This is a genomic window from Lentzea indica, from assembly GCF_012184385.1.
GTDB classification, from domain to species: domain Bacteria; phylum Actinomycetota; class Actinomycetes; order Mycobacteriales; family Pseudonocardiaceae; genus Lentzea; species Lentzea indica.
In genome coordinates this window covers 1-19,420 of sequence record NZ_VSRL01000061.1, presented here as the reverse complement: position 1 = coordinate 19,420, position 19,420 = coordinate 1, and the positions used below count along the sequence as shown (strand labels likewise).

The following is a 19,420-nucleotide window of genomic DNA, read 5'->3' as shown; positions in this document are numbered from 1 at the left end:
CACCCTTCAAGAGAGGAAGGAGCACGCATGTCTTCTCACCTCCGCCGACGGTCGTTGCTGAAGTTCGTCGGTGCCGGTGCGCTCGCCACGGTGGCCGGACCCGCGCTCGCCGGCTGCGGCAGCGGATCTACCGGCAACGTCGGCAACGCCGGCAAGGACGTGGTGCCGTGGCCCACATACGTGCCGTTCTCGGGCCCGACACCCGATGCGCCCGGCGACAAGTCCGGCGTACAACCGCTGTACCTGAACTACCCGCAGAACCTCGTCCGGTCGGTGCCGGAAGCACCGGGTGACGGTTCGGACGTCACCGCGATGGTCATCACCTACGGAGCCCCGCCCAAACCGTTGGAGAGCAACCAGTTCTGGCAGGCGATCAACAAGGCGCTCAACGTCAACCTGAAGGTCGTGGTCGTCCCTGACGCCGAGTACGGCCAGAAGATGGCCACGCTGATGGCCTCCGGCGACGACCTGCCCGACATCATCATGTTCAGCAACCTCCAGCTGCCCCGCTCGCACGAGTTCGTCCAGAGCCGGTGCGCCGACCTGTCCGACTTCGTCGGCGGGGACGCGGTCAAGGAGTACCCCAGCCTGGCCAACATCCCCACGTACGCCTGGCAGGGCATGGGCCGCATCGGCGGACGGATCTACGGCGTGCCGCTGGAGCGCCCGAAGCCGGGCAACAGCCTGTACGTCAACCGCACGGCGTTCCAGCAGGCCGGTGTCCCGCGGGAGTGGGGCACGGAGGAGTTCGTCGCCGCGATGTCCGGGCAGTCGGGTGGCGGGCGGTGGGGCATCGGCGGCTCCAAGAGCCTTTTCGGCAGCTTCGGCTCGATCGCCTACCACGCCGGCTCGCTCGGTGCGCCGAACGCCTGGGAACTGCGCGACGGACAGTTCGTCAGCACCCTCACGACTCCTCAGTTCGAGGAGGCGCTCGGCGTGATGCGCCGGCTCGCCGAGAAGGGCGCCTACCACCCGGACAGCCTCACGCTCAGCGCGACGGACCTGAAGACCTTCTGGTACAACGGTTCCGTCCTGTCGATCACCGACGGTTTCGGCGCGGTGGCGAGGGAGACGATGGACGGCATCAACCGCCGGTTCGAGTTCGACCTCGCCCGCCCGTACGGGCCGAACGCGACACCCTGGCAGGGCACCGGCATCTTCGGCTACGTCACGTTCAAGAAGGCCGGTGCCGACCGGCTCAAGCTGCTGCTGCGCATCTCCAACTACCTCAGCGCCCCGTTCGGCAGCTCCGAGTACGAGCTGGTCAACTACGGCGTGGAGGGCGTGCACTTCACCAAGGACTCCGGCGGAATCAGGACCACTGACCTGTTCAAGGTGGAGAACAACGTCAACCTGCCGATCAAGTATCTCGGGGTCGCGCCGGCCGTGCTGCACCTGCCCGGCTACCCGGAGGGGGCCAAGGCCGTCCACGAGTGGGAGAAGGCGGTGCTGCCGAAGAGTGTGGCCGATCCGGAGGCGGGGCTGCGGTCCGCGACCCGCACCAGCAAGGGCGCCGAGCTGACCCGGACCGTCGGCGACGCGATCGGGGCCATCGTGTTCGGCCGCAAGCCGGTGTCCGCCTGGAAGGACGCGGTCACCCAGTGGCGGCAGGCCGGTGGCGACAAGGTGGCCGAGGAACTGGCCAAGGAGCACGCAGCCGCCAAGTAACCCCGCCTGAGTCCCCGTTCCCGTCACCAGGAGTGCCCATGATGCTCGTCCACCGGCGCGGTGCGGGCCGGCGAGCCCTGTCGCTCGTCGCCGCGCTCATCGTCGCCCTGTCCATGATCGCGGTGGGCCAGAACCGAGCGGACGCCGCCCCCGGCCCTTCGTTCACCAATCCCGTCGTCCCCCCGCCCAACAGCGCCGACCCGACGTTGGTGCAGTACAACGGCCAGTACTACTACGTCGCCACCACGTGGACGTCCAACATCCTGATGCGCCGGTCGTCCACCATCGCCAGCCTGCGCAGCGCCCCGGAGAGGCGGATCTTCACCGCGACCCAGAACACGGGCTGCTGCACGATGTGGGCTCCCCACCTGGAGCAGATCAACAACCGTTGGTACATCTACTACTCGGTCCAACCACGGGCCGGATACGGATCGCGCCGCACGCACGTGCTGGAGAGTGCCGCGAACGACCCGATGGGCCCTTACGCCTACCGGGGTGTGCTCAACCTGATGCCGAACGACGGCTGGGCAATCGATGGGGCGGTGCTCAAGCTCAACGGTGCCCTGTACTTCCACTACTCGGCGTTCCACGCCGACGGGCTCCAGTCGATCTACATCGCACCAATGAGCAGTCCGACCTCCGTATCGGCCTACGGCACCCGCATCTCGGCGCCGACGCTCGGATGGGAGCGGCAGGGTCAGCCGGTCAACGAGGGATCGTTCGCCCTCCAGCGCAACGGCCGTACGTTCCTCACCTACTCCGCCAGCTACTGCGGCACGGCGGACTACAAGCTGGGCATGCTGGAGTACCGCGGCGGCAACCCGCTCGCGGCATCATCCTGGACGAAGTTCCCCACCCCGATCTTCCAGCGCAGCAACGCCAACGGCGTCTACGGCCCCGGCCACCACTCGTTCTTCACCTCACCCGACGGCACCGAGATCTGGATCGCCTACCACGCCAACTCCTCGGCGTCCCAGGGCTGCGGCACGACCCGGACCACGCGCGTGCAGAAGATCTCCTGGAACGCCGACGGCACCCCGAACCTCGGCGTCCCTGTGCCCACTTCCAAGGTCCTCGCCCCTCCCTCAGGCGAGACCGGCGGCTGAGTCCGCGACCAGCACGGCATCCGTCGGCAACGCACGACAAAGCTCCTGCCCACACCCATCCCTGCACCCGATTGGTCAATCAGATGCAACCGACAGGTATCGGCACACGCTCAGCACCTCACACCCGTTCCCTGCGCCGCACTCTGGTCAGCGTCCTCAGCACGTTGGTTCTACTGCCGGTGGCCGCACTTACCGGCGCATCACCGGCCAGCGCGGACACATCCCAGTTCAGAGGCGTGAACTGGGCCGTGCGTGGCGACAACTTCGTCAGAGGTCCGCTCGTCCTCGACGGCCTGAACCAGTCGGACAGCTACTCGACCGTCCGGGCCAAGGCGGACGCCATCTACAACGGGTTCAAGAACCAACTCGGCGTCAACACCGTCCGGTTGCCGGTCAACACGCACACCGTCGGTACGTCGTGGTGGAACGCCTACCGCGGCACGATCGACGCCGCTACCGCCAAAGGCTTCAAGGTCATCCTCGCCTACTGGGAAGACGGAGCCGCGTCTGGCGGCCGGATCACCAACATGAACGCCTTCAACTCGATGTGGAACACCGTCACTGCCCAGTACGGCTCCAACAGCCTGGTCTATTTCGAGCCGATGAACGAACCCCACGGCTACAGCGCCTCCCAATGGATCAACCTCGCCGTCTCGTGGATCAACGCTCGCGCGTCGATCCCGAAGGGCCGGATCCTGGTGGGCGGCACCGGTTACAGCCAGGACGTCAGGCCGGTCTGCGCCGACACACGTCTCGACGGGACGCTCCTGTCCTATCACCACTACGCCTTCTTCTACGGCGAGATGGACTACAACGGCTGGGTCCAGAGTTTCCGGCAGCGACTGGGCAATTGCGCCTCGCGCTCGGTCCTGACCGAGTTCGGCGCTCCGATGGACACCGGCCTGAACTACAACAACGCGAACAGCTCCAACAACTTCGTCCGGTACCTCCGCGCGGACACCGACTCCCTGCGGGCACTCGACATGGGCGCGGTCTACTGGCCCGCGCTCGGCGGCAAGATCACCGCCGGACAGAACTACGACTGGTACTCCATGTTCGCGCTCCACGGCAGCGGCACCAACCTGAGCGTGAGCATCCGCAACTCCACTGGCGCTGACCGACTCAGGCACGGCTGGGGCACTGACGGCCCGCAGCCGGGGCAGCGTTACGAGGCGGAGTCCGCTCCTGCGGTGTGTGACGGCACGATTGATTCGAATCACGCGGGTTATTCGGGCAGCGGGTTCTGCAACGGTGCCAACGCCGTCGGCGCGGCAGCGCAGTTCACGGTGACCCCGGCGGAGGCGGGTACGGCGACGGTAAGCGTCCGGTTCGCCAACGGCTCGGATACGCGGCCGGCGAACGTGATCGTCAACGGGACCACAGTGGCCACAGTGTCGTTCGAGCCCACCGGCTCATGGTCGGCATGGTCGACCAAGTCCGTGCCGGTGTCGCTCAACGACGGCAGCAACACCATCCGGATCACCCCGACCACGGCAGTCGGACTACCCAACATCGACTCCCTCGACGTCGTGGCTGCCGCTGCCTGACATCCCGTGGATTGCAGCCGCGGAACGGAAGGCGTCAGGACACGCGGGGACGGACAGAGTCGCGGATCACCAGATGTGTCCCGAGAACGACGTGCGGAGGTGTGCCGCCGCGTGCCTCGTGCTCCAGTGCGAGGCGCACGGCGGTGCGCCCGATCTCCTCGTGCGGCAGGTGCACAGTGGTCAGGTTGAGGTCGAGCGAGGGCTGCAGATCGTCGAATCCCACCATCGACACGTCGTCGGGCACCCTGAGCCCGTGCTCGATCAGTGCCCGGCAGGCGCCGCCGGCGATGAGGTCGTTGAGGGCGAAGACCGCGGTGAAGTCGCGAGGACCGGTGGCCAGCCGCTCCTTCATCATCCGGTAGCCCTCGTGCCACTCCATCGTCGTGCCCTCGACCTCGAGCGCGGGGTCGTGCGGCACGCGGTGCGCGGCCAGCGCCTGGCGGTACCCGGCCACCCGGCCTTCCTGCGTGGTGTAGCCGGGACGCCTGCCGAGGCACAGGATCCGCTCGTGTCCGGCGGACAGCAGGTGGCTGGTCGCCGCGAACGCGCCACCGGCGTTGTCGTACTCCACGACGACCGCGGGCACGTCCGGGCCGAGCGGCGGGCGGCCGCACAGCACCAGCCGGGAACCGATCGCGGTCAGGGCGTGCGCGTACTGGCCCATGCGCTTGCGGTACTTCTCGTCGGCCACCACGTTGCCGACCAGGATGACCGCCTCGGCGTGCTGCTCCCGCATGAACTTCACCATGGCGAGCTCACGCTCGGCGTCGCCGCCGGTGGTGCCGATCAGGCACAGCCGGCCTTCGACGGCGGTCTGGGCCTCCACGCCCTGCGCGACATGCGCGTAGTGCGGCGAGATCACCGAGTTGAGCACGATGGCGATGCTCTTGGCGGACGTGCCCGCGAGCGCACGGGCGTGGGCGTTGGCCACGTAGTCGAGTTCCTCGACGGCGCGCATGACACGCTTGCGGGTGGCGGGGGAGGCCGGGTAGTCGCCGCTCAGGATGCGCGAGACGGTGGCCACGGACACGCCGGCCCGGTCCGCCACCTCGCGGATCGTGGACCGCCGCCGGCCGTCCGCTGGCTCGCTCGCCCGCCGCGTCATCGTCCACCGGCCCTTCCGTGACCCCGCAACCGGGAGCATTGTTTCAGAAAACGGTTACTGAATCATTTATACCCCGTAGCGGCGGCATCGTCCGCTGGCCAGCGCACAGGCGCGCCGTCCGCCGGATAGCGCGCGTAGGTGACCTGGGCACCGAGCACCACCTCGATCCGCTCCCCGTCCGGCAGTCGCACCGTGGCTCGGTCGCCGGCAACGGACGCGGTGACCGAATCTCGCAGCACGGCGGGATCGACCCGATCGCCGGTGAGCACGATCAGCGAGACGTAGACAGCGCTTCCGCCAGGATGATCAAGCGTCACCAGGTACGGCGTGCCGGAACACACGCCGAACGCGTTGGCGTCCAAGGCTTCGGTGGTAGTGGCCGCACGGAAACCGTGCAGGGCGACCACGACGCTGGTCAGGCCGTCCGGCAAACCGACCTGGCTCCATCGGTGACCGGTGCGCACCATCGGCGGGCGAGGACCGGCCAGCGCGTAGCCGCCGTCCCGGACGACGTGGCCAGGCGGGGCGGTCACGCGGTGGACGCGCACTCCCACGGTCCGCGCACGATCGACGCCGTCTGCACCCGCACCGGGCCGTCCTCGTAGGCCGACGCGGCGAACCGGTCGTGGACCGCGATCGGCTCGATGCGCCGACGGCGAGAGACGACGCCGTCTGGCCCGATCACCGCGAGATGACCGTCCACCGCCCGCACACGGGCATCTTCACCGACTTCGGGAGCTGTATGCGACGCGTACCCGAAGCGGGTGTAGTGCGGGTCGTCGATCCCGTCAGCGGGCAGGTGACGCGCGCGGTCGCTGCCGTGGTTGACCACGCGCACCACCCCGTCGTGGCGGGTGGCGTGCAGCAGCCAGCCGGGGCCCGGCATCGCGACGACCTGGTCACCGTCGTCGATCGGCGCGGCGTACTCGGGAACTGTCCACACCGGATGGTCTGCGGGCAGTAGCAGTCCGAGAAACGCCTTGCTGGCCCAGTACGGTGAGGCCGGGCCGGAGTAGTGCTGCGTGCTCGGCAGGAAACGGTCGTACCAGCCGAGGCTGAGCAGGCCGTGCTCGTCCGGCACGCCGCGCTCGACGAAGTGCCGCAGCACGCCGCTGGCGATCCGCCGGGAGCGGCCGGTGGGCAACAGCGTCGCGTCCATCAGCTCGCCCAGCCACAGCGGCGCAACGCAGGCGAACCGGTAGCACAGCGACCGCCCCTGATGGACCGGTGCGCCGTCACCGGCGAACATGTGCTGGTACTGCTCCAGGAACAGGCGCAGCCGCTCCCGGTACACATCGCCACGTTGCCGGTCGCCCGACATCCGGGCCCACAGCAACGGGTACAGGTGCAGCGCCCATCCCGCGTAGTAGTCGAAGCTTCGCCCGGCGCCGTCGGTGTACCAGCCGTCGCCGACGTACCACTGTTCGATCCGGTCGAGTCCATCGGAGATCCCGGCCGGGTCGTGCGGTGCGCCGACGCTCGCGAGGAACTGCTGAACCATCACGGGGAACAGCACCCAGTTGCTCTGCCAGGTCCGCTTGCCCGCCGCGGCGGCGAGCCAGTCGACGACACGTTCCTGCACTGAGGAGTCGAACCGGTCGAACAGCCATCGACGGGTCTCGTGCAGTGCCAGCGCGATCGAAGCCGCTTCCACGAGTTGTTGCGAGCAGTCAGCGGGCACCGGCCAGGCGTACCGGTGGCCGGGGTCGGTGCCGTGGGCGAGGCCGTCGGCATACCGCTCGATGAGCTCCGCGGGCACGTCACCACCGGCACCGGCGATGCGGAAGGCCGCGAGCAGGAAAGTCCTTGCGTAGCCCTCCAAACCGTCACTGTCCAGGCCCGCGCGGCCCGGTCGGCCTGGCAGCCGGTACTGGGCGCCGCCCGGTGTGGCGTAGGGCGTCACGGCGTCCAGCAGGTGATCGGCCACTGCTTCCCAGTGCGTCCTGGTCCACCCCGTGTAGGGCGACAGCACTCCGTCAGTCGAAGGAAGTCGAATTCGAGTTAAACCGTTTGTATCGATGAATCGAATCTAGGGTCGAGTCGCCACGCGGTCAATATCGTTGCTGGCAACGAAAAACCGGAAGACGGTATTGACACGATCAAGAAATCCTTGGTTCGCTGCCTCAGCGATAGTAAACGTTTCAACTCCGGCTCAGGTGGAGGGCAACGATGCCCGAACTGTCTCGCCGCACTCTCCTGGTGGGCGTCGCGATGACCGGCGCGGCAAGCGGACTGCGCGCACCGGCGCAAGCCGGCGCCGCACTGGGCGGTCAGCCGCCGCCGATCCCCGCCGCGGACGCGGGGGTGCCACTGCGCTGGCTGGAAAGCGAGGCGCCTCAGGCGCTTGTGGGCACCACCTGGGGAGTGCCGTGGCCACGGGGTGCCCTGCCCAAAGGCAGCGAGTTGTCCCTCACCACCGCCGCGGGCCAGGCCGTGCCCGTGCAGTCGTGGCCGACCGGTTTCTGGCCGGACGGGACGGTCAAGTGGACCGCACACGCGATCGGCACGGAGGTCGCGCCTGCGCGGGAGTACCTGCTGCGCACCGGAAAGCCGGCCGCGCCCGCCGCCCCGTTGCGGATCAGCGAGAACCGCAAGGAGATCGACGTCGACACCGGTGTCATCCGTTGCCGGATCGCTCGCCGCGGGCGCGTCCTGGTTCCGTCGATCTCCAGGGGAGACCGGGCCATCGCCACCGGCGGCACCCTGGTCTGCCTGCGCAAGAACACCGCGGACGACGCGCCTGAGGTGGTGCGCACCGAGCGGTTCACCGCCGACATCCGTGCGGTGACCGTCGAGCAACGTGGCCCGGTTCGCGCCGTGGTGCGTGTCGAGGGCGTACACCGCGCCGACCGGGGCCTTCGGGCGTGGCTGCCGTTCACCATCCGGCTCTATCTGTACGCGGGCAGCGACGGAATCCGCATGGTGCACACGTTCGTCTTCGACGGCGACGCCAACAAGGACTTCATCTCCGGCCTGGGTGTCCGCTTCCAGGTGCCGATGACCGATCAGCCGCACGACCGTCACGTGCGGTTCGCCGGTGATGGTGACGGCGTGCTCGGCGAGGCCGTTCGCGGTATCACCGGTCTGCGCCGCGATCCCGGCGCGGCGGTGCGGGAGGCGCAGATCGCCGGACGAGCAACACCTCCTGTGTCCACTTGGGACACCCGTGTGAGCAGTCGGCTGCAGTACATCCCGGCCTGGGGCGACTACAGCCTGCGGCAGTTGTCCGAGGGCTGCTTCGACATCCGCAAACGCACCCGCGCGGGCCACGGCTGGATCCAGGTGGACTCCGGAGGCCGGGCATCCGGCCTCGGTTACGTCGGCGGGATCAGCGGAGGATTCGCGTTCGGCATGCGCGACTTCTGGCAGCTGCACCCCACGCAGCTCGACGTCCGCGGTGCGGCGGGGGAGACCGCCGAGGTGACGATGTGGCTCTGGTCGCCCGACGCCACCCCGATGGACCTGCGCTTCTACCACGACGGGATGGGCCAGGACACCTACCCCGAACAGCTGGAAGGGCTGGAGATCACCTACGAGGACTACGAACCCGGCTTCGGCACGCCGTACGGGATCGCCCGCACCACCGAGTTGTCGTTCTGGGCACTGGGAGCCACACCGTCCGCCGAGCGGTTCGCCCAGCTGGCCGCGGCCGTCCGCACACCACCGTTGATCGTCGCTCCACCTGCCCACCTGCACGGCGTCGGTGTCTTCGGGGACTGGAGCCCGGTCGACCGCAGCACACCGGCGCGGCGGGAGATCGAGGACCGGCTGGACTTCCTCTTCGACCACCACCGCGGCCAGGTCGAGCAGCGCAGCTGGTACGGGTTCTGGAACTACGGCGACATCATGCACACCTACGACTCCGACCGGCACGTGTGGCGGTACGACATCGGCGGGTACGCCTGGGACAACTCCGAACTCTCACCGGATCTGTGGCTGTGGTACCAGTACCTGCGGTCCGGGCGCGCCGACGTGTTCCGGTTCGCCGAGGCCATGACCCGGCACACCGGCGAGGTGGACGTCTACCACCTGGGCAAGTGGCGCGACCTCGGCACCAGGCACGGCGTGCAGCACTGGGCGGACAGCGCCAAGCAGCTGCGGATCAGCACGGCCGCGTACCGCCGGTTCTACTACTTCCTCACCGCCGACGAACGGGTCGGCGACCTGATGCGCGACCTCGTCGACGGTGACCGGACGTTCCTCGTGCTCGACCCGATCCGCAAGATCCGAACCGAGCCCTACGAACCGGATCCGCACGCCTTGTCCGTCTCGCTCGGCACCGACTGGAGCGGTCTCGCCGCCGCCTTCCTCACCGAGTGGGAGCGCGGCGGAGACCCGGTCGCGCTGCGCAAGCTGCAGGCGGGTGCCCGCACCATCGGGGCGCTGCCCAACGGTTTCGTCCAGGGCAGCGGACTGTACGACCTGGACACCGGAGCATTCGCGCCGGCGAAACCGGCCGTCTCCGTGGGCTCGCTCGGCGCGGTGTTCGGCCTGGTCGAGATTTGCAGTGAGCTCGTCGCCCTGCTCGACATCCCGGAGTTCAACAGCGCCTGGTTGCAGTACTGCCGGCTGTACAACGCCACAGCCGAGGAACAGAAGGCCGAGACCGGTCAGTCGTTCGGCAACCAGAACCTGCGGCAGGCCCACTCCCGGCTCAGCGCGTACGCCGCGGCGAAGACCGGCAACGCCGCGCTGGCCTCCAGAGCGTGGCAGGAGTTCTACACGGGCCACGCCGGTTATCCGCGCAACGCACCCTGGAGAACGGTGCGGGTCGACGGCCCGGCCGTGCTCAAACCGGTGGACGAGGCGAGCTTCGTGTCCACGAACGCCTCCGCGCAGTACGGCTTGGCCGCGATCCAGTGCCTGGCGCTGGTCGGTGATCACCTGCCCTGACCCTGCACCCCGCCCTGACCCTGCACAGGGAGGATTCATGAAACTGTCCAAAAAGGTCTCGACAGCCGCAGCCGTGGTCGTCCTGCTGTCCGCGACGGCGACGGCCTCCACGGTCAACGCGGCGCCGCCCGACGGCGTCGCGCAGGCGGCCGCCAGACCGATGGAGAACCTCGGCCGCGGCGTAGTCGCCGTGCGGTCGAGCAACACCGCTGTGCTGGTCTCGTGGCGGCTGCTGGGCCTCGACCCGGACGGCATCGGGTTCAACGTGTACAGGTCCACTGCCGGTGGCCAGGAGGTCAAGCTCAACTCCGCGGTCCTGACCGGAGGCACCAACTTCACCGACTCGACGGCGGACCTGACCCGGCCGAACAGCTACCGGGTGCGGCCCGTGATCAACGGCGCGGAGCAGCCACCGAGCGGCGCCTTCACGCTGACCGCCAACCACGCCGTCGAGCCGGTCGTCCGGGTACCACTGCGCGCCGGCGGCCCGGTGAAGTTCGTCTGGGTCGGCGACCTCGACGGCGACGGTGAGTACGACTACGTCCTGGACCGCCAGACGTCGCCGCAGACCCTCGAGGCCTACCGGCGTGACGGCCAGCTCCTCTGGTCGGTCAACATGGGACCGAACAGCACCAACCAGAACAACATCGAGGGTGGATCGTCCACGATCGACGTCGGCCACAACGACGGCGTCACCGTCTACGACTTCGACAGCGACGGCCGCGCCGAGGTCGCCGTGCGGATCGCCAACGGTGTCCGGTTCGGCAACGGCATCACCTTCACCAACAGCGACAACAACCGTCAGTTCATCGCGGTTCTCGATGGCATGACCGGGGCGCCCCGCGCCACGGCTCCCGTGCCGACGGACTACCTGCGGGACGGCCCGATGTACGCCCGGTTCGGCGTGGGCCACCTCGACGGTACGCGGCCCAGTCTGGTCGCCTTCATGAAGAACCGGGTCGGCAACGGTGGGTTCAACCTCATGATGGGCGCCTGGCAGTTCGACGGCCAGTCGCTGACCCAGCAGTGGAAGTGGCTGCGCGGCAACCAGAACGCACCCGACGGGCACAACACCCGCGTCATCGACGTCAACGGCGACGGCACCGACGAGGTCGGCGAGATCGGGTTCGTGCTCAACGGAAACGGCACCCTGCGGTACTCCCTGGGCCCCTCGGGCGTCATCCACGGCGACCGCTTCCACATCGCCAAGATGGATCCCAGCCGCCCGGGCCTGCAAGGCTACGGCGTCCAGCAGGACAACCCCAGTGGTCTGCGCGAGTACTACTACGACGCCGCAAACGGCTCCATCATCTGGCGGCACACCGCGTCCGGCACCGCCGACGTGGGACGTGGCATGGCGGGCGACATCGACCCGCGGTTCCCCGGCATGGAGGTCTGGTCCTTCTCCGGCCTCTACAACGCCTCCACCAATCGCCTCACCGAACCGAACACCTCGCTGAGGCCGTGGCCGCAACTGGGCCTGTGGTGGGACGGCGACACCACGATGGAACTGCTCAACGACGGCAAGTTCGAGAAGTGGGACCCGAACAACCCCAAGCCCACCAACAGCCTGCAACGGCTGCTCACCACCTCGAGCTACGGCGCGGTCGACGCGAGCCAGGAAGTGCAGCCGACCTTCTACGGCGACATCCTCGGCGACTGGCGTGAGGAAGCCGTGTACACCAACGCGAGCTACAACCAGCTGATCATCTTCACCACCAACCACCCCACGAGCACAAGGCTTTACACGCTGCCGCACAACCCCGCCTACCGCAACGCCATGACGCTCAAGGGCTACATGCAGTCCCACCACGTCGACTACTTCCTGGGCGCCGGCATGAGCCGGCCGCCGAGGCCGAACATCACTTACCCAGGCAGGTGACGTTGTGAAGAACACGATCTACCTGACCCGCGCGCTCCTGGTCGCGGTGATCACGGCGACCCCTCTCGTGATCGCCGCCGGCCCGGCATCGGCCGCGAGCGTCTACTACGTCGCTCCCAACGGAAATGACAGTGCGGCCGGCACCCAGGCCGCGCCGTGGGTGTCGATCGCCCGCGCGCAGACAGCCGCCAAGGCGGGGGACACCGTCTACTTCCGGGGCGGCAGGTACGCCTACACCCGTGCGAACAGCGCCTGCTCGAGCCAGACGGCCAGAGTCGACGCGATCACCCTGAACAAGAGCGGCAGCTCGGGCAACCCGATCCGGTACTGGGCCCATCCGGGAGAGAAGCCGGTCTTCGACTTCTCGCGCATGAAGGACGACTGCCGCATCAAGGGCTTCAGCGTCACCGGCAGCTGGATTCACCTCAAAGGACTGGAAGTCACCGGCGTACCGCAGAACAACAACCGCAACGCCGAGTCCTGGGGGCTGTGGATCTCCGGCAGCAACAACATCTTCGAGCAGATCGACACCCATCACCACATGGGCACCGGCCTGTTCATCAACGGCGGGGGCGGCAACCTCGTCCTCAACTCGGACTCGCACGACAACTACGACCTGCGCAGCAACGACAGCCCCGGCGAGAACGCCGACGGGTTCGGGTCGCACTACACGCCCGCCGGACGGCCCGCGAACGTGTTCCGGGGGTGCCGCGCGTGGTGGAACGCCGATGACGGGTTCGACCTGATCTCCACCTACTCGCCCGTGCTCATCGAGAACTCGTGGGCGTGGCGCAACGGGTACGTGCCGGGGACGACGACGTCTGCCGGCAACGGTGCCGGTTTCAAGATGGGCGGCTTCGGCCGCGAGTACGACACCAGGGCGGTGAAGCACACCGTCCGCTTCTCTGTGGCGTTCCTCAACAAGGCCGCGGGCTTCTACTCCAACCACCACCCGGTGGCCAACGACTACTTCAACAACACCAGCTACGGCAACCGCCCCGACTTCGACATGCGGGGAATCAACTCAAGCGGTGCCTCCGTCGGCAGGGGCAACCTGCGCAACAACATCGCCTACACCGGCACGCTGCTTGCGAACATGAACGGCACGACGGCTTCGCACAACTCCTGGAATCTCGGTGTTCCACTGTCGGACGCACAGTTCCGGAGCGTGTCGACGTCCGACTGGGACACACCCCGCCAAGCCGACGGCAGTCTGCCCGTGCTGCCCCATCTCCGCCTCACCGCGACCAGCGCCCTGATCGACAGGGGCACCAACGTCGGCCTGCCCCACAGCGGGAGTGCGCCGGACCTCGGCGCGTTCGAGAACGATGGAAGGTGACATCTTGAGGTACTGGAAGCTATCCGTCGCCGCGATGCTGTTGGTGGCGACAGTGGTACCACTCTCGGCGAGCCCCGCTGCGGCGGAGCCGACGGAGCGAGGTCTGGAGCATCTGGTCCGCGACTACCAGACCCGCGTTCCGGACAAGTACACGGCGGACTCCTGGGCTCCCTTCGCCAAGGCGTTGACCACCGCGGCCGGCGTCGCCGGCAACAGGTCGGCCGCCACTTCGGAAGTCGCTGCCGCGAAGACGGCGCTGATGAACGCCGCCGCCGAGCTGAAGGCCGCGGACGAGGGCACGTTCCAGACCATCACGAACAACACCTTCTGGAACGACACCAGCGGCAACCCGATCTATTCGCAGGGTGGCGGAGTCTTCAAGTTCGGCGACACCTACTACTGGTACGGCGTGCACTACACCGGTGCCGAGCTCTACCGGGCCAACCCGACGCGCAAGTACGACGGGAACGTCTCGTTCGTCTCGATCCCGGTGTACTCGTCGAAGGACTTGGTGAACTGGAAGTTCGAGAACCGGGTCGCGACGCGTTCCACGGGCGTCGGCAGTGGCGCCAACCTGGGTGGTGCGGGCTGGGTCGGGCGGCTCGGTGTCTCGTACAACGAGAACACCGGCAAGTACGTGCTCGCCGTGCAGATGTGGCACACCGGTCGCGGCGGACACGGTGTTCTGCTGTTGCAGGGCGACTCGCCGACCGACACCTTCGACTACGGCTACTTCCAGACGCAGATCACCAACTCGCCCACGACCGGCACCGGTGACCAGACGGTGTTCACCGACGACAACGGCAAGGACTACCTGATCTTCTCCAACCGCGAAGGGCGTTCGCGTGGCTTCGTGGCCAAGTTCCGGGAGTCCGACTCGCTGCGGATCGAGCCAGGCGTGGAGATCCGCCGCGGCGCCGGTCGCGAGGGCAACGCCATGTTCAAGCTCGACGGCAAGTACTACCACGCGGCGTCGGACCTGCACGGCTGGAACACCTCGGTCAACTACGTCAATGAGTCGACCAGCAGCAACGTCCAGGGCTCCTACAGCAGCGAGTACGTCCTTGCCGGCACCGAGATGGACTACAGCCACGTGACCCAGACCGGGTTCTTCGTGACGGTCAAGGGCACCAAGCAGAACACCGTGGTCTACGCCGGCGACCGCTGGGCCGACTTCGCCTGGAACGGCATCGGCTACAACCAGTGGGTGCCGATCACCAAGACCGGTGCGCGGCCGCGGTTCCACTCGGTGAGCCAGTGGCAGTTCAACGTCACGACCGGCGAATGGCGCGTCGGGCCGGCGAACAACTACATCCTGAACCCGGACATCCAGGCCGACCGCATCATCGTCTCCAGTGTACGGGGATGGCGGAACCTCGGCGGTTCGGTGACCAACGTCAACGGTGGCGTGAACGGGTCTCGCTTCGCCCTCCAGGTGAGCAACAGGGGCGGCGTGGAGCAGCGGATCGAGTCGGTGCCCGCGGGCACCTACACCCTCGCCCTGCATGCTCGGGGCAGTGCCGGACAGGTCGTGATCACCGGCGCCAACGGCAGCCAACGCACCCTGACTGTCCCGTCGTCGGGCGGCTGGGCCAAGCGTGAGCTCACCGGCATCGTGCTACCCAGCGGGGCCGCCACCGTCACCGTGCGGGCGTCGGGTTCGGGCGGTGTCATCGTCGACCAACTCTCACTGGTCAAGACCTCACCGTAACCAGGGCAGCGTCAGCGGCGTGATCGCCGACCTCCACCACGGCCATCGGCGCCGGGGTGGAGGTCGGGTCGCGCTACGGCACCAGCGGTCAGAGGGTCGGGACGATCGTGGCGATGGTGCCGTCGGCGTCGAACGCCATGCGGTCGATGGTCACCTCGCGGTTGGTGCCGTTTCCCGCGGGCACCGCGAAGCGGTGGTAGGCGACGTGCCAGGTGTCGGTGCCGGGCGCTTTGACCACCGAGTGGTGCCCGGTGCCCTTGATGCCGAGGCTCAGCCGTTTCTGGAGCACGACGCCGCGCTTGGTCCACGGTCCGAGTGGGGACGGGCCGGTCGCGTAGGCGACCTGGTAGTTCTCGTCGCGGGTGTCGCCTTCCGACCACATGAAGTAGTAAGTGCCGTTGCGCTTCAACACAAACGCCGCCTCGCGGAACCCGGAAGTCGTGATCGTGCGCACCGCCGCCGGGTTGAACGAGATCATGTCGGGGTTCAGCGGAACGACGTGCGCCGCTCCGTTGCCCCAGTAGAGATAGGACTGTCCATTGTCATCAGTGAACACCATGGGGTCGATGGCCTGTCCTGAGTACGCTCCAGCCCGGATCAGCGGTGTGCCCAGGGCGTCCCGGAACGGGCCGGTGGGGGAGTCGGACACGGCGACCCCGAGTTGCTTGGCGGTGTTGCCGGATGCGGCACCACCGCTGAAGTACAGGTAGTGGCGGCCGTTCTTGGCGACCACCGCCGGCGCCCACGCCGAGTTGTCGGCCCACGACACGTCCGGTCCGTGGTTCAGGATCACGCCGTGGTCGGTCCAGTTGACCAAGTCGGTCGAGGAGAAAGCCTTGTAGTGGGGCGCAGACCAGCTCGCGTAGCCATCGGTCGTGGGGTAGAGGTAGTACCGGCCGTTGAAGTTGGTGATGTGCGGATCCGCGAACAGCCCGGGGATGACCGGACCCTTGGTGGTCTTGGGCGTCCACGGAGCGGTCAACCGGAAGGAGCTGTCGGCCCGGAACTCCGCGGTGTCCTGGTTCGGGTCGAGCCAGAGCTCGAGGTTGCGGTGCCGGAGCCGCCGGTTCGGAAAGTTGAACGACACCAGCGACACCGAGCCGGTCACCGAACCCGTTGCGGGGCAGAACGTCGCGTCGCCGCGGAACTCCGCTGTGCCCGTGTTGCCCTCTAGTCGCACGCGATAGTCCCGGTGTCGCAGGAACAGCCCGTTGGTGGCCTGGAAGGAATAACACGACGGTGACGCGAGACCGGACACGACGGTGAACGTGGCGTCCGACTTGGCCTGCGCCGAACTCCCGGAGGTGACCGTGCCGAGCCGGCCCAGCCGGTCGCTGTGCTGGACGAACCAGCCGGGCAGGTTCACCGGCTCCAGCGACTGTGCCCCAGTGGGGATCGTTGCGGCGGGCAGGACGTCCGCGGGCGCCGGGGCGACGGGAAGGATGGCGGCCGAGACGACGAGAGTCGTCACCGCCAGAGCACGTGCTGGTCGGTTCATGTCGCCCTCTCTAGATCACGTCGATGACCGCGGTGACCTTGCCCAGCGCCGTGGTCCCGATGACAACGACCTCGCCGGGCCTGTCGGTTGCTCCGTCCGGCAGTGGTTGCCAGCGAACGGGGATCGTCGTGAGGGCGTTGGTCGCGGTGGTGAGCTTGCGGATGGAGGAGGGGAGCCTCGGGACTCCGCCCACACGGGTGGTGATGTGGACCGTGTCCTCCAGGACGTGCTTGGCCTGGCTCGCGTTGAACACGTTGATCGACGCGTGCGGCTCGTAGGTGTCGGCCATGCCGGGCACGGCCCGGAACATCGTCTGCCAGCCGACCGGTTCCCAGACCAGCACGCCGGCGCCCCGGTTGCCGACCACGTCGTTGGCGGCCTGGAAGACCCGCTGGATGGCGTCCGCCTGCCCCTGGATCGTCCTGGGGAAGGGCGAGTTGGGCATCGGCGCGCCACCGCCACCGGACGCGGGGTAGGACGTCTCGGCGATCTCGATCTCGTAGCCGGGGTAGGTCGTCGCGATCCTGTGGAGGTTGGTGTCCAGGGCCTCTGGCGAGCCGTGCCACTCCGGGTAGTACGAGATCGCGAGCACGTCGGGGTTTTGCCCCTTGGCCATCACCCTGGTCAGGAACTGGTGCCAGAACTCCATGGTCTTCTCGAGCCGCCCGGTGCCGACGATCACGTGGATCTCCACTTTGGACTTCGGCGAGGTGTCGCGGACGGCCTTGATCCCGGACGCGGCCAGCGTGGTGAACCGGTCCCACGCCTCGTCGTAGAGCCGTTGCTCGGCGGGGTCGGCCGACTGCCAGTAGCGCCACAGCAAGCCCCCGCCCGGCTTCGACTGGTAGACGTCGGCCTGGTCGACGAAGTAGGGCGGCGCGGTCGTGCCGATGAGGGCCGCCTCGCTGCCGTACAGGAAGCCGTTGATGATCTCGTTTCCGACGGCGACCTTGTCCGGCGTGGTGCCTTGCCGGATCAGCTGGCGGAGGTAGTCCCGGGTGTAGCCGTACACCGCCTTGGTCAGGTCGGCGAACTCCAGCTGGGCCCAGGCGCGCGGTTTCGGTTGCTTGCTCGGGTCCGCCCAGGAGTCCGCGTAGTGGAAGTCGATGCCGAGGCCCATCTTCCGGTCCTTGATCCACCGCGCGGGCTGCAGCGAGCGCTGCGGTCCCTGGTACGGGATCGCGTTCGGCTGGCCGGTGCTCTCGCTCCTCGGCTCGTTGAAGATCCGCAGCCGGGAGTACTCCATCCCGCGGTCCTTGACCACGTCGAGCACGTGCGGCCCCGCGCCCTTGTCCGCGGACAGGGGGTCGACCCAGTACTGGTGGTTCCTGCGATCGTCCATCCAGGACAGATCGGCGCCGAGGACGAGGTCGTCGCGCAGGTAGTTGAAGACCTGGAGCTCGCTCACGCCGACCTCGGCGGCGCCGATGACGGTGAGCCGGACGAAGCGGGTTCCCGGCCGGGTGAACAGGTGCACGGCTCCCCGTGCCGCGGCCCGGTTGCCGGACCTGTCGGCGATCTCGCTCCACCGGCGGCCGTCGGACGAGGCCTCGACGACGTACCGGTGGGTCACGCCGCGGCGGGCGAAGAGCACCTTGACCTTGCGCAGGTTGTCGTAGGCGCCGCCGAGGTCGACGGTCAGCTGCTGCCGGGCACCGGGACCGTCCGGGTACCAGGCCGTCTCCGGATTCCCGTCTATCGCCGACCGGGCGGTGGACGAACCGCTGCTCGCCGTGGCGGAGGCCCAGAACTTGGCGGCGATGTTGCTCTCGATCGGCAAGATGGCGGCGGTGCCGTAGATGGCGTGCGCCGGCGGGGGAGCTGTCAACAGCCCGGCCGCAATGGTCGCGAAGGCGGTGAATGCCGCGGTGACGCGGGACCGAAACCGAGCGATCATGTCTCTCCCGACATGTGCGGTTGCGAGTGGCCCAGTGGCAGGTAGCGGTCACGCCGGACCGGCAGACGGCCCGAGCGTGCTTCTGTCGCGTTGGACGTCGGGTAGTCACGATGAACCGTTTCAATCCCCCGCGCAAGGGCCAACTTTGGTGTAACAAAGAAGGTAAGCGCTTTCCCAACCGAACGGCGACCCGCTGTGGCCTGCTGGACGCAGGCCAACTTGGAACGGTTCAAGCAGCTCGCTGGGCATGGCCCGCACGCGTGTCTTGCGGAGAAGTCCTTTTGGGATGATCAGTCCGCAGCTGCGAGAAGCACGGTCGCAGGCGATTCTTGCGGCAGTCGAATCGACGTGACGTTCGACGAGCTCATGTCGAACCAGGTTGAACCGAGACGCTGTGATCGCCGCGCACCTTGTGGTGGCAGGCGGAAAGCGCCTTCCTGGGTTCCACGCCCCTTCATGTCAAAGACTGTCAAGCAGTTCGGCGAATCGGCTGCCCAGCCGGGTGCGGAGCCTGCGGAGCTCGTGGCGGATGGGGGTGGCCGGAGCTGAGGCCACCGCCGCCATCACCGGCCGTGCCAGCTCCACGGCGGCGTCGAGGTCGCCGCGGCACGCCTGGCTGTCGGCCATGCGCAGGGTCAGCATGAGCCTGCTGCCGTGCATCCGGGCGGGCACGTTCGCCAGCGATGTCTCGGCGTACATCACCGCGCGGTCGGCGATCACCGACCGGCGTGACCTCTGCCAGGTCGCGCAGGCCACCGGCCAGTGCGAGGCGAT

General features: G+C 67.9%; 13 protein-coding genes. 7 read left to right on the top strand and 6 right to left on the bottom strand.

Annotated features, from left to right (window positions below):
- Window positions 1–27: 27 nt before the first annotated feature.
- The 3 genes from FXN61_RS18685 to FXN61_RS18675 all read left to right on the top strand — a co-directional run bounded on the left by FXN61_RS18685 (window position 28) and on the right by FXN61_RS18675 (window position 4,321).
- Window positions 28–1,668, top strand: coding sequence for an extracellular solute-binding protein (locus FXN61_RS18685; protein WP_167975338.1), 1,641 nt, complete (start codon window positions 28–30; stop codon window positions 1,666–1,668).
- Between the two features lie 38 nt (window positions 1,669–1,706).
- Window positions 1,707–2,774, top strand: coding sequence for a glycoside hydrolase family 43 protein (locus FXN61_RS18680; protein WP_167975337.1), 1,068 nt, complete (start codon window positions 1,707–1,709; stop codon window positions 2,772–2,774).
- Window positions 2,775–3,010: 236 nt separating this feature from the next.
- A complete protein-coding gene (locus FXN61_RS18675) occupies window positions 3,011–4,321 on the top strand; it encodes a cellulase family glycosylhydrolase (protein WP_312877838.1) in 1,311 nt (436 codons plus the stop codon).
- Between the two features lie 34 nt (window positions 4,322–4,355).
- Here the strand turns inward: FXN61_RS18675 and FXN61_RS18670 are convergent, their stop codons facing one another.
- From FXN61_RS18670 to FXN61_RS18665, 3 genes are all read right to left on the bottom strand, one after another.
- Window positions 4,356–5,369 (bottom strand): LacI family DNA-binding transcriptional regulator, encoded by a 1,014-nt coding sequence (locus tag FXN61_RS18670; RefSeq protein WP_312877837.1) that lies wholly within the window; start codon window positions 5,367–5,369, stop codon window positions 4,356–4,358.
- A 119-nt stretch (window positions 5,370–5,488) separates the two neighbouring features.
- Window positions 5,489–5,959, bottom strand: coding sequence for a hypothetical protein (locus tag FXN61_RS50760; RefSeq protein WP_223165503.1), 471 nt, complete (start codon window positions 5,957–5,959; stop codon window positions 5,489–5,491).
- The gene (locus tag FXN61_RS18665; RefSeq protein WP_223165502.1) at window positions 5,956–7,398 is read right to left on the bottom strand and encodes a DUF2264 domain-containing protein; all 1,443 of its coding nucleotides are present in this window, start codon (window positions 7,396–7,398) and stop codon (window positions 5,956–5,958) included. Before FXN61_RS18665 ends, FXN61_RS50760 begins: the two co-directional genes overlap by 4 nt.
- Window positions 7,399–7,595: 197 nt before the next feature.
- Between FXN61_RS18665 and FXN61_RS18660 the strand changes: the two genes are divergently transcribed.
- From FXN61_RS18660 to FXN61_RS18645, 4 genes are read left to right on the top strand one after another with little or no spacing between them, the layout of a single operon-like run.
- Window positions 7,596–10,319, top strand: coding sequence for an exo-rhamnogalacturonan lyase family protein (locus FXN61_RS18660; protein ID WP_167975335.1), 2,724 nt, complete (start codon window positions 7,596–7,598; stop codon window positions 10,317–10,319).
- Window positions 10,320–10,356: 37 nt separating this feature from the next.
- Window positions 10,357–12,201 (top strand): rhamnogalacturonan lyase family protein, encoded by a 1,845-nt coding sequence (locus tag FXN61_RS18655; RefSeq protein ID WP_167975334.1) that lies wholly within the window; start codon window positions 10,357–10,359, stop codon window positions 12,199–12,201.
- A 4-nt stretch (window positions 12,202–12,205) separates the two neighbouring features.
- Window positions 12,206–13,540, top strand: a complete 1,335-nt coding sequence (locus FXN61_RS18650; protein WP_312877836.1) for a right-handed parallel beta-helix repeat-containing protein — start codon at window positions 12,206–12,208, stop codon at window positions 13,538–13,540.
- 4 nt (window positions 13,541–13,544) lie between these two features.
- Window positions 13,545–15,251: a family 43 glycosylhydrolase gene (locus tag FXN61_RS18645; protein ID WP_223165501.1), complete on the top strand. Its 1,707-nt coding sequence runs from the start codon at window positions 13,545–13,547 to the stop codon at window positions 15,249–15,251.
- 88 nt (window positions 15,252–15,339) lie between these two features.
- Here FXN61_RS18645 and FXN61_RS18640 read toward each other — a convergent pair whose 3' ends face one another.
- The 3 genes from FXN61_RS18640 to FXN61_RS18630 all read right to left on the bottom strand — a co-directional run.
- Window positions 15,340–16,749 carry a family 43 glycosylhydrolase gene (locus FXN61_RS18640; RefSeq protein WP_167975332.1) on the bottom strand — a complete coding sequence of 470 codons (1,410 nt, stop codon included), beginning with the start codon at window positions 16,747–16,749 and terminating at the stop codon, window positions 15,340–15,342.
- Between the two features lie 10 nt (window positions 16,750–16,759).
- A complete protein-coding gene (locus FXN61_RS18635) occupies window positions 16,760–18,646 on the bottom strand; it encodes a glycosyl hydrolase 53 family protein (RefSeq protein ID WP_167975331.1) in 1,887 nt (628 codons plus the stop codon).
- A 459-nt stretch (window positions 18,647–19,105) separates the two neighbouring features.
- The coding region (locus tag FXN61_RS18630; RefSeq protein WP_223165500.1) for a hypothetical protein at window positions 19,106–19,420 on the bottom strand (315 nt) is incomplete at its 5' end.

What these genes read in the sequence shown, in the direction of transcription:
- FXN61_RS18680 (WP_167975337.1), top strand. Translation starts at nt 1,707, where the DNA reads ATGATGCTCGTCCACCGGCGCGGTGCGGGCCGGCGAGCCCTGTCGCTC.
- FXN61_RS18685 (WP_167975338.1), top strand. Translation starts at nt 28, where the DNA reads ATGTCTTCTCACCTCCGCCGACGGTCGTTGCTGAAGTTCGTCGGTGCC.
- FXN61_RS18640 (WP_167975332.1), bottom strand. Translation starts at nt 16,749, where the DNA reads ATGAACCGACCAGCACGTGCTCTGGCGGTGACGACTCTCGTCGTCTCG.
- FXN61_RS18635 (WP_167975331.1), bottom strand. Translation starts at nt 18,646, where the DNA reads ATGATCGCTCGGTTTCGGTCCCGCGTCACCGCGGCATTCACCGCCTTC.
- FXN61_RS18655 (WP_167975334.1), top strand. Translation starts at nt 10,357, where the DNA reads ATGAAACTGTCCAAAAAGGTCTCGACAGCCGCAGCCGTGGTCGTCCTG.
- FXN61_RS18660 (WP_167975335.1), top strand. Translation starts at nt 7,596, where the DNA reads ATGCCCGAACTGTCTCGCCGCACTCTCCTGGTGGGCGTCGCGATGACC.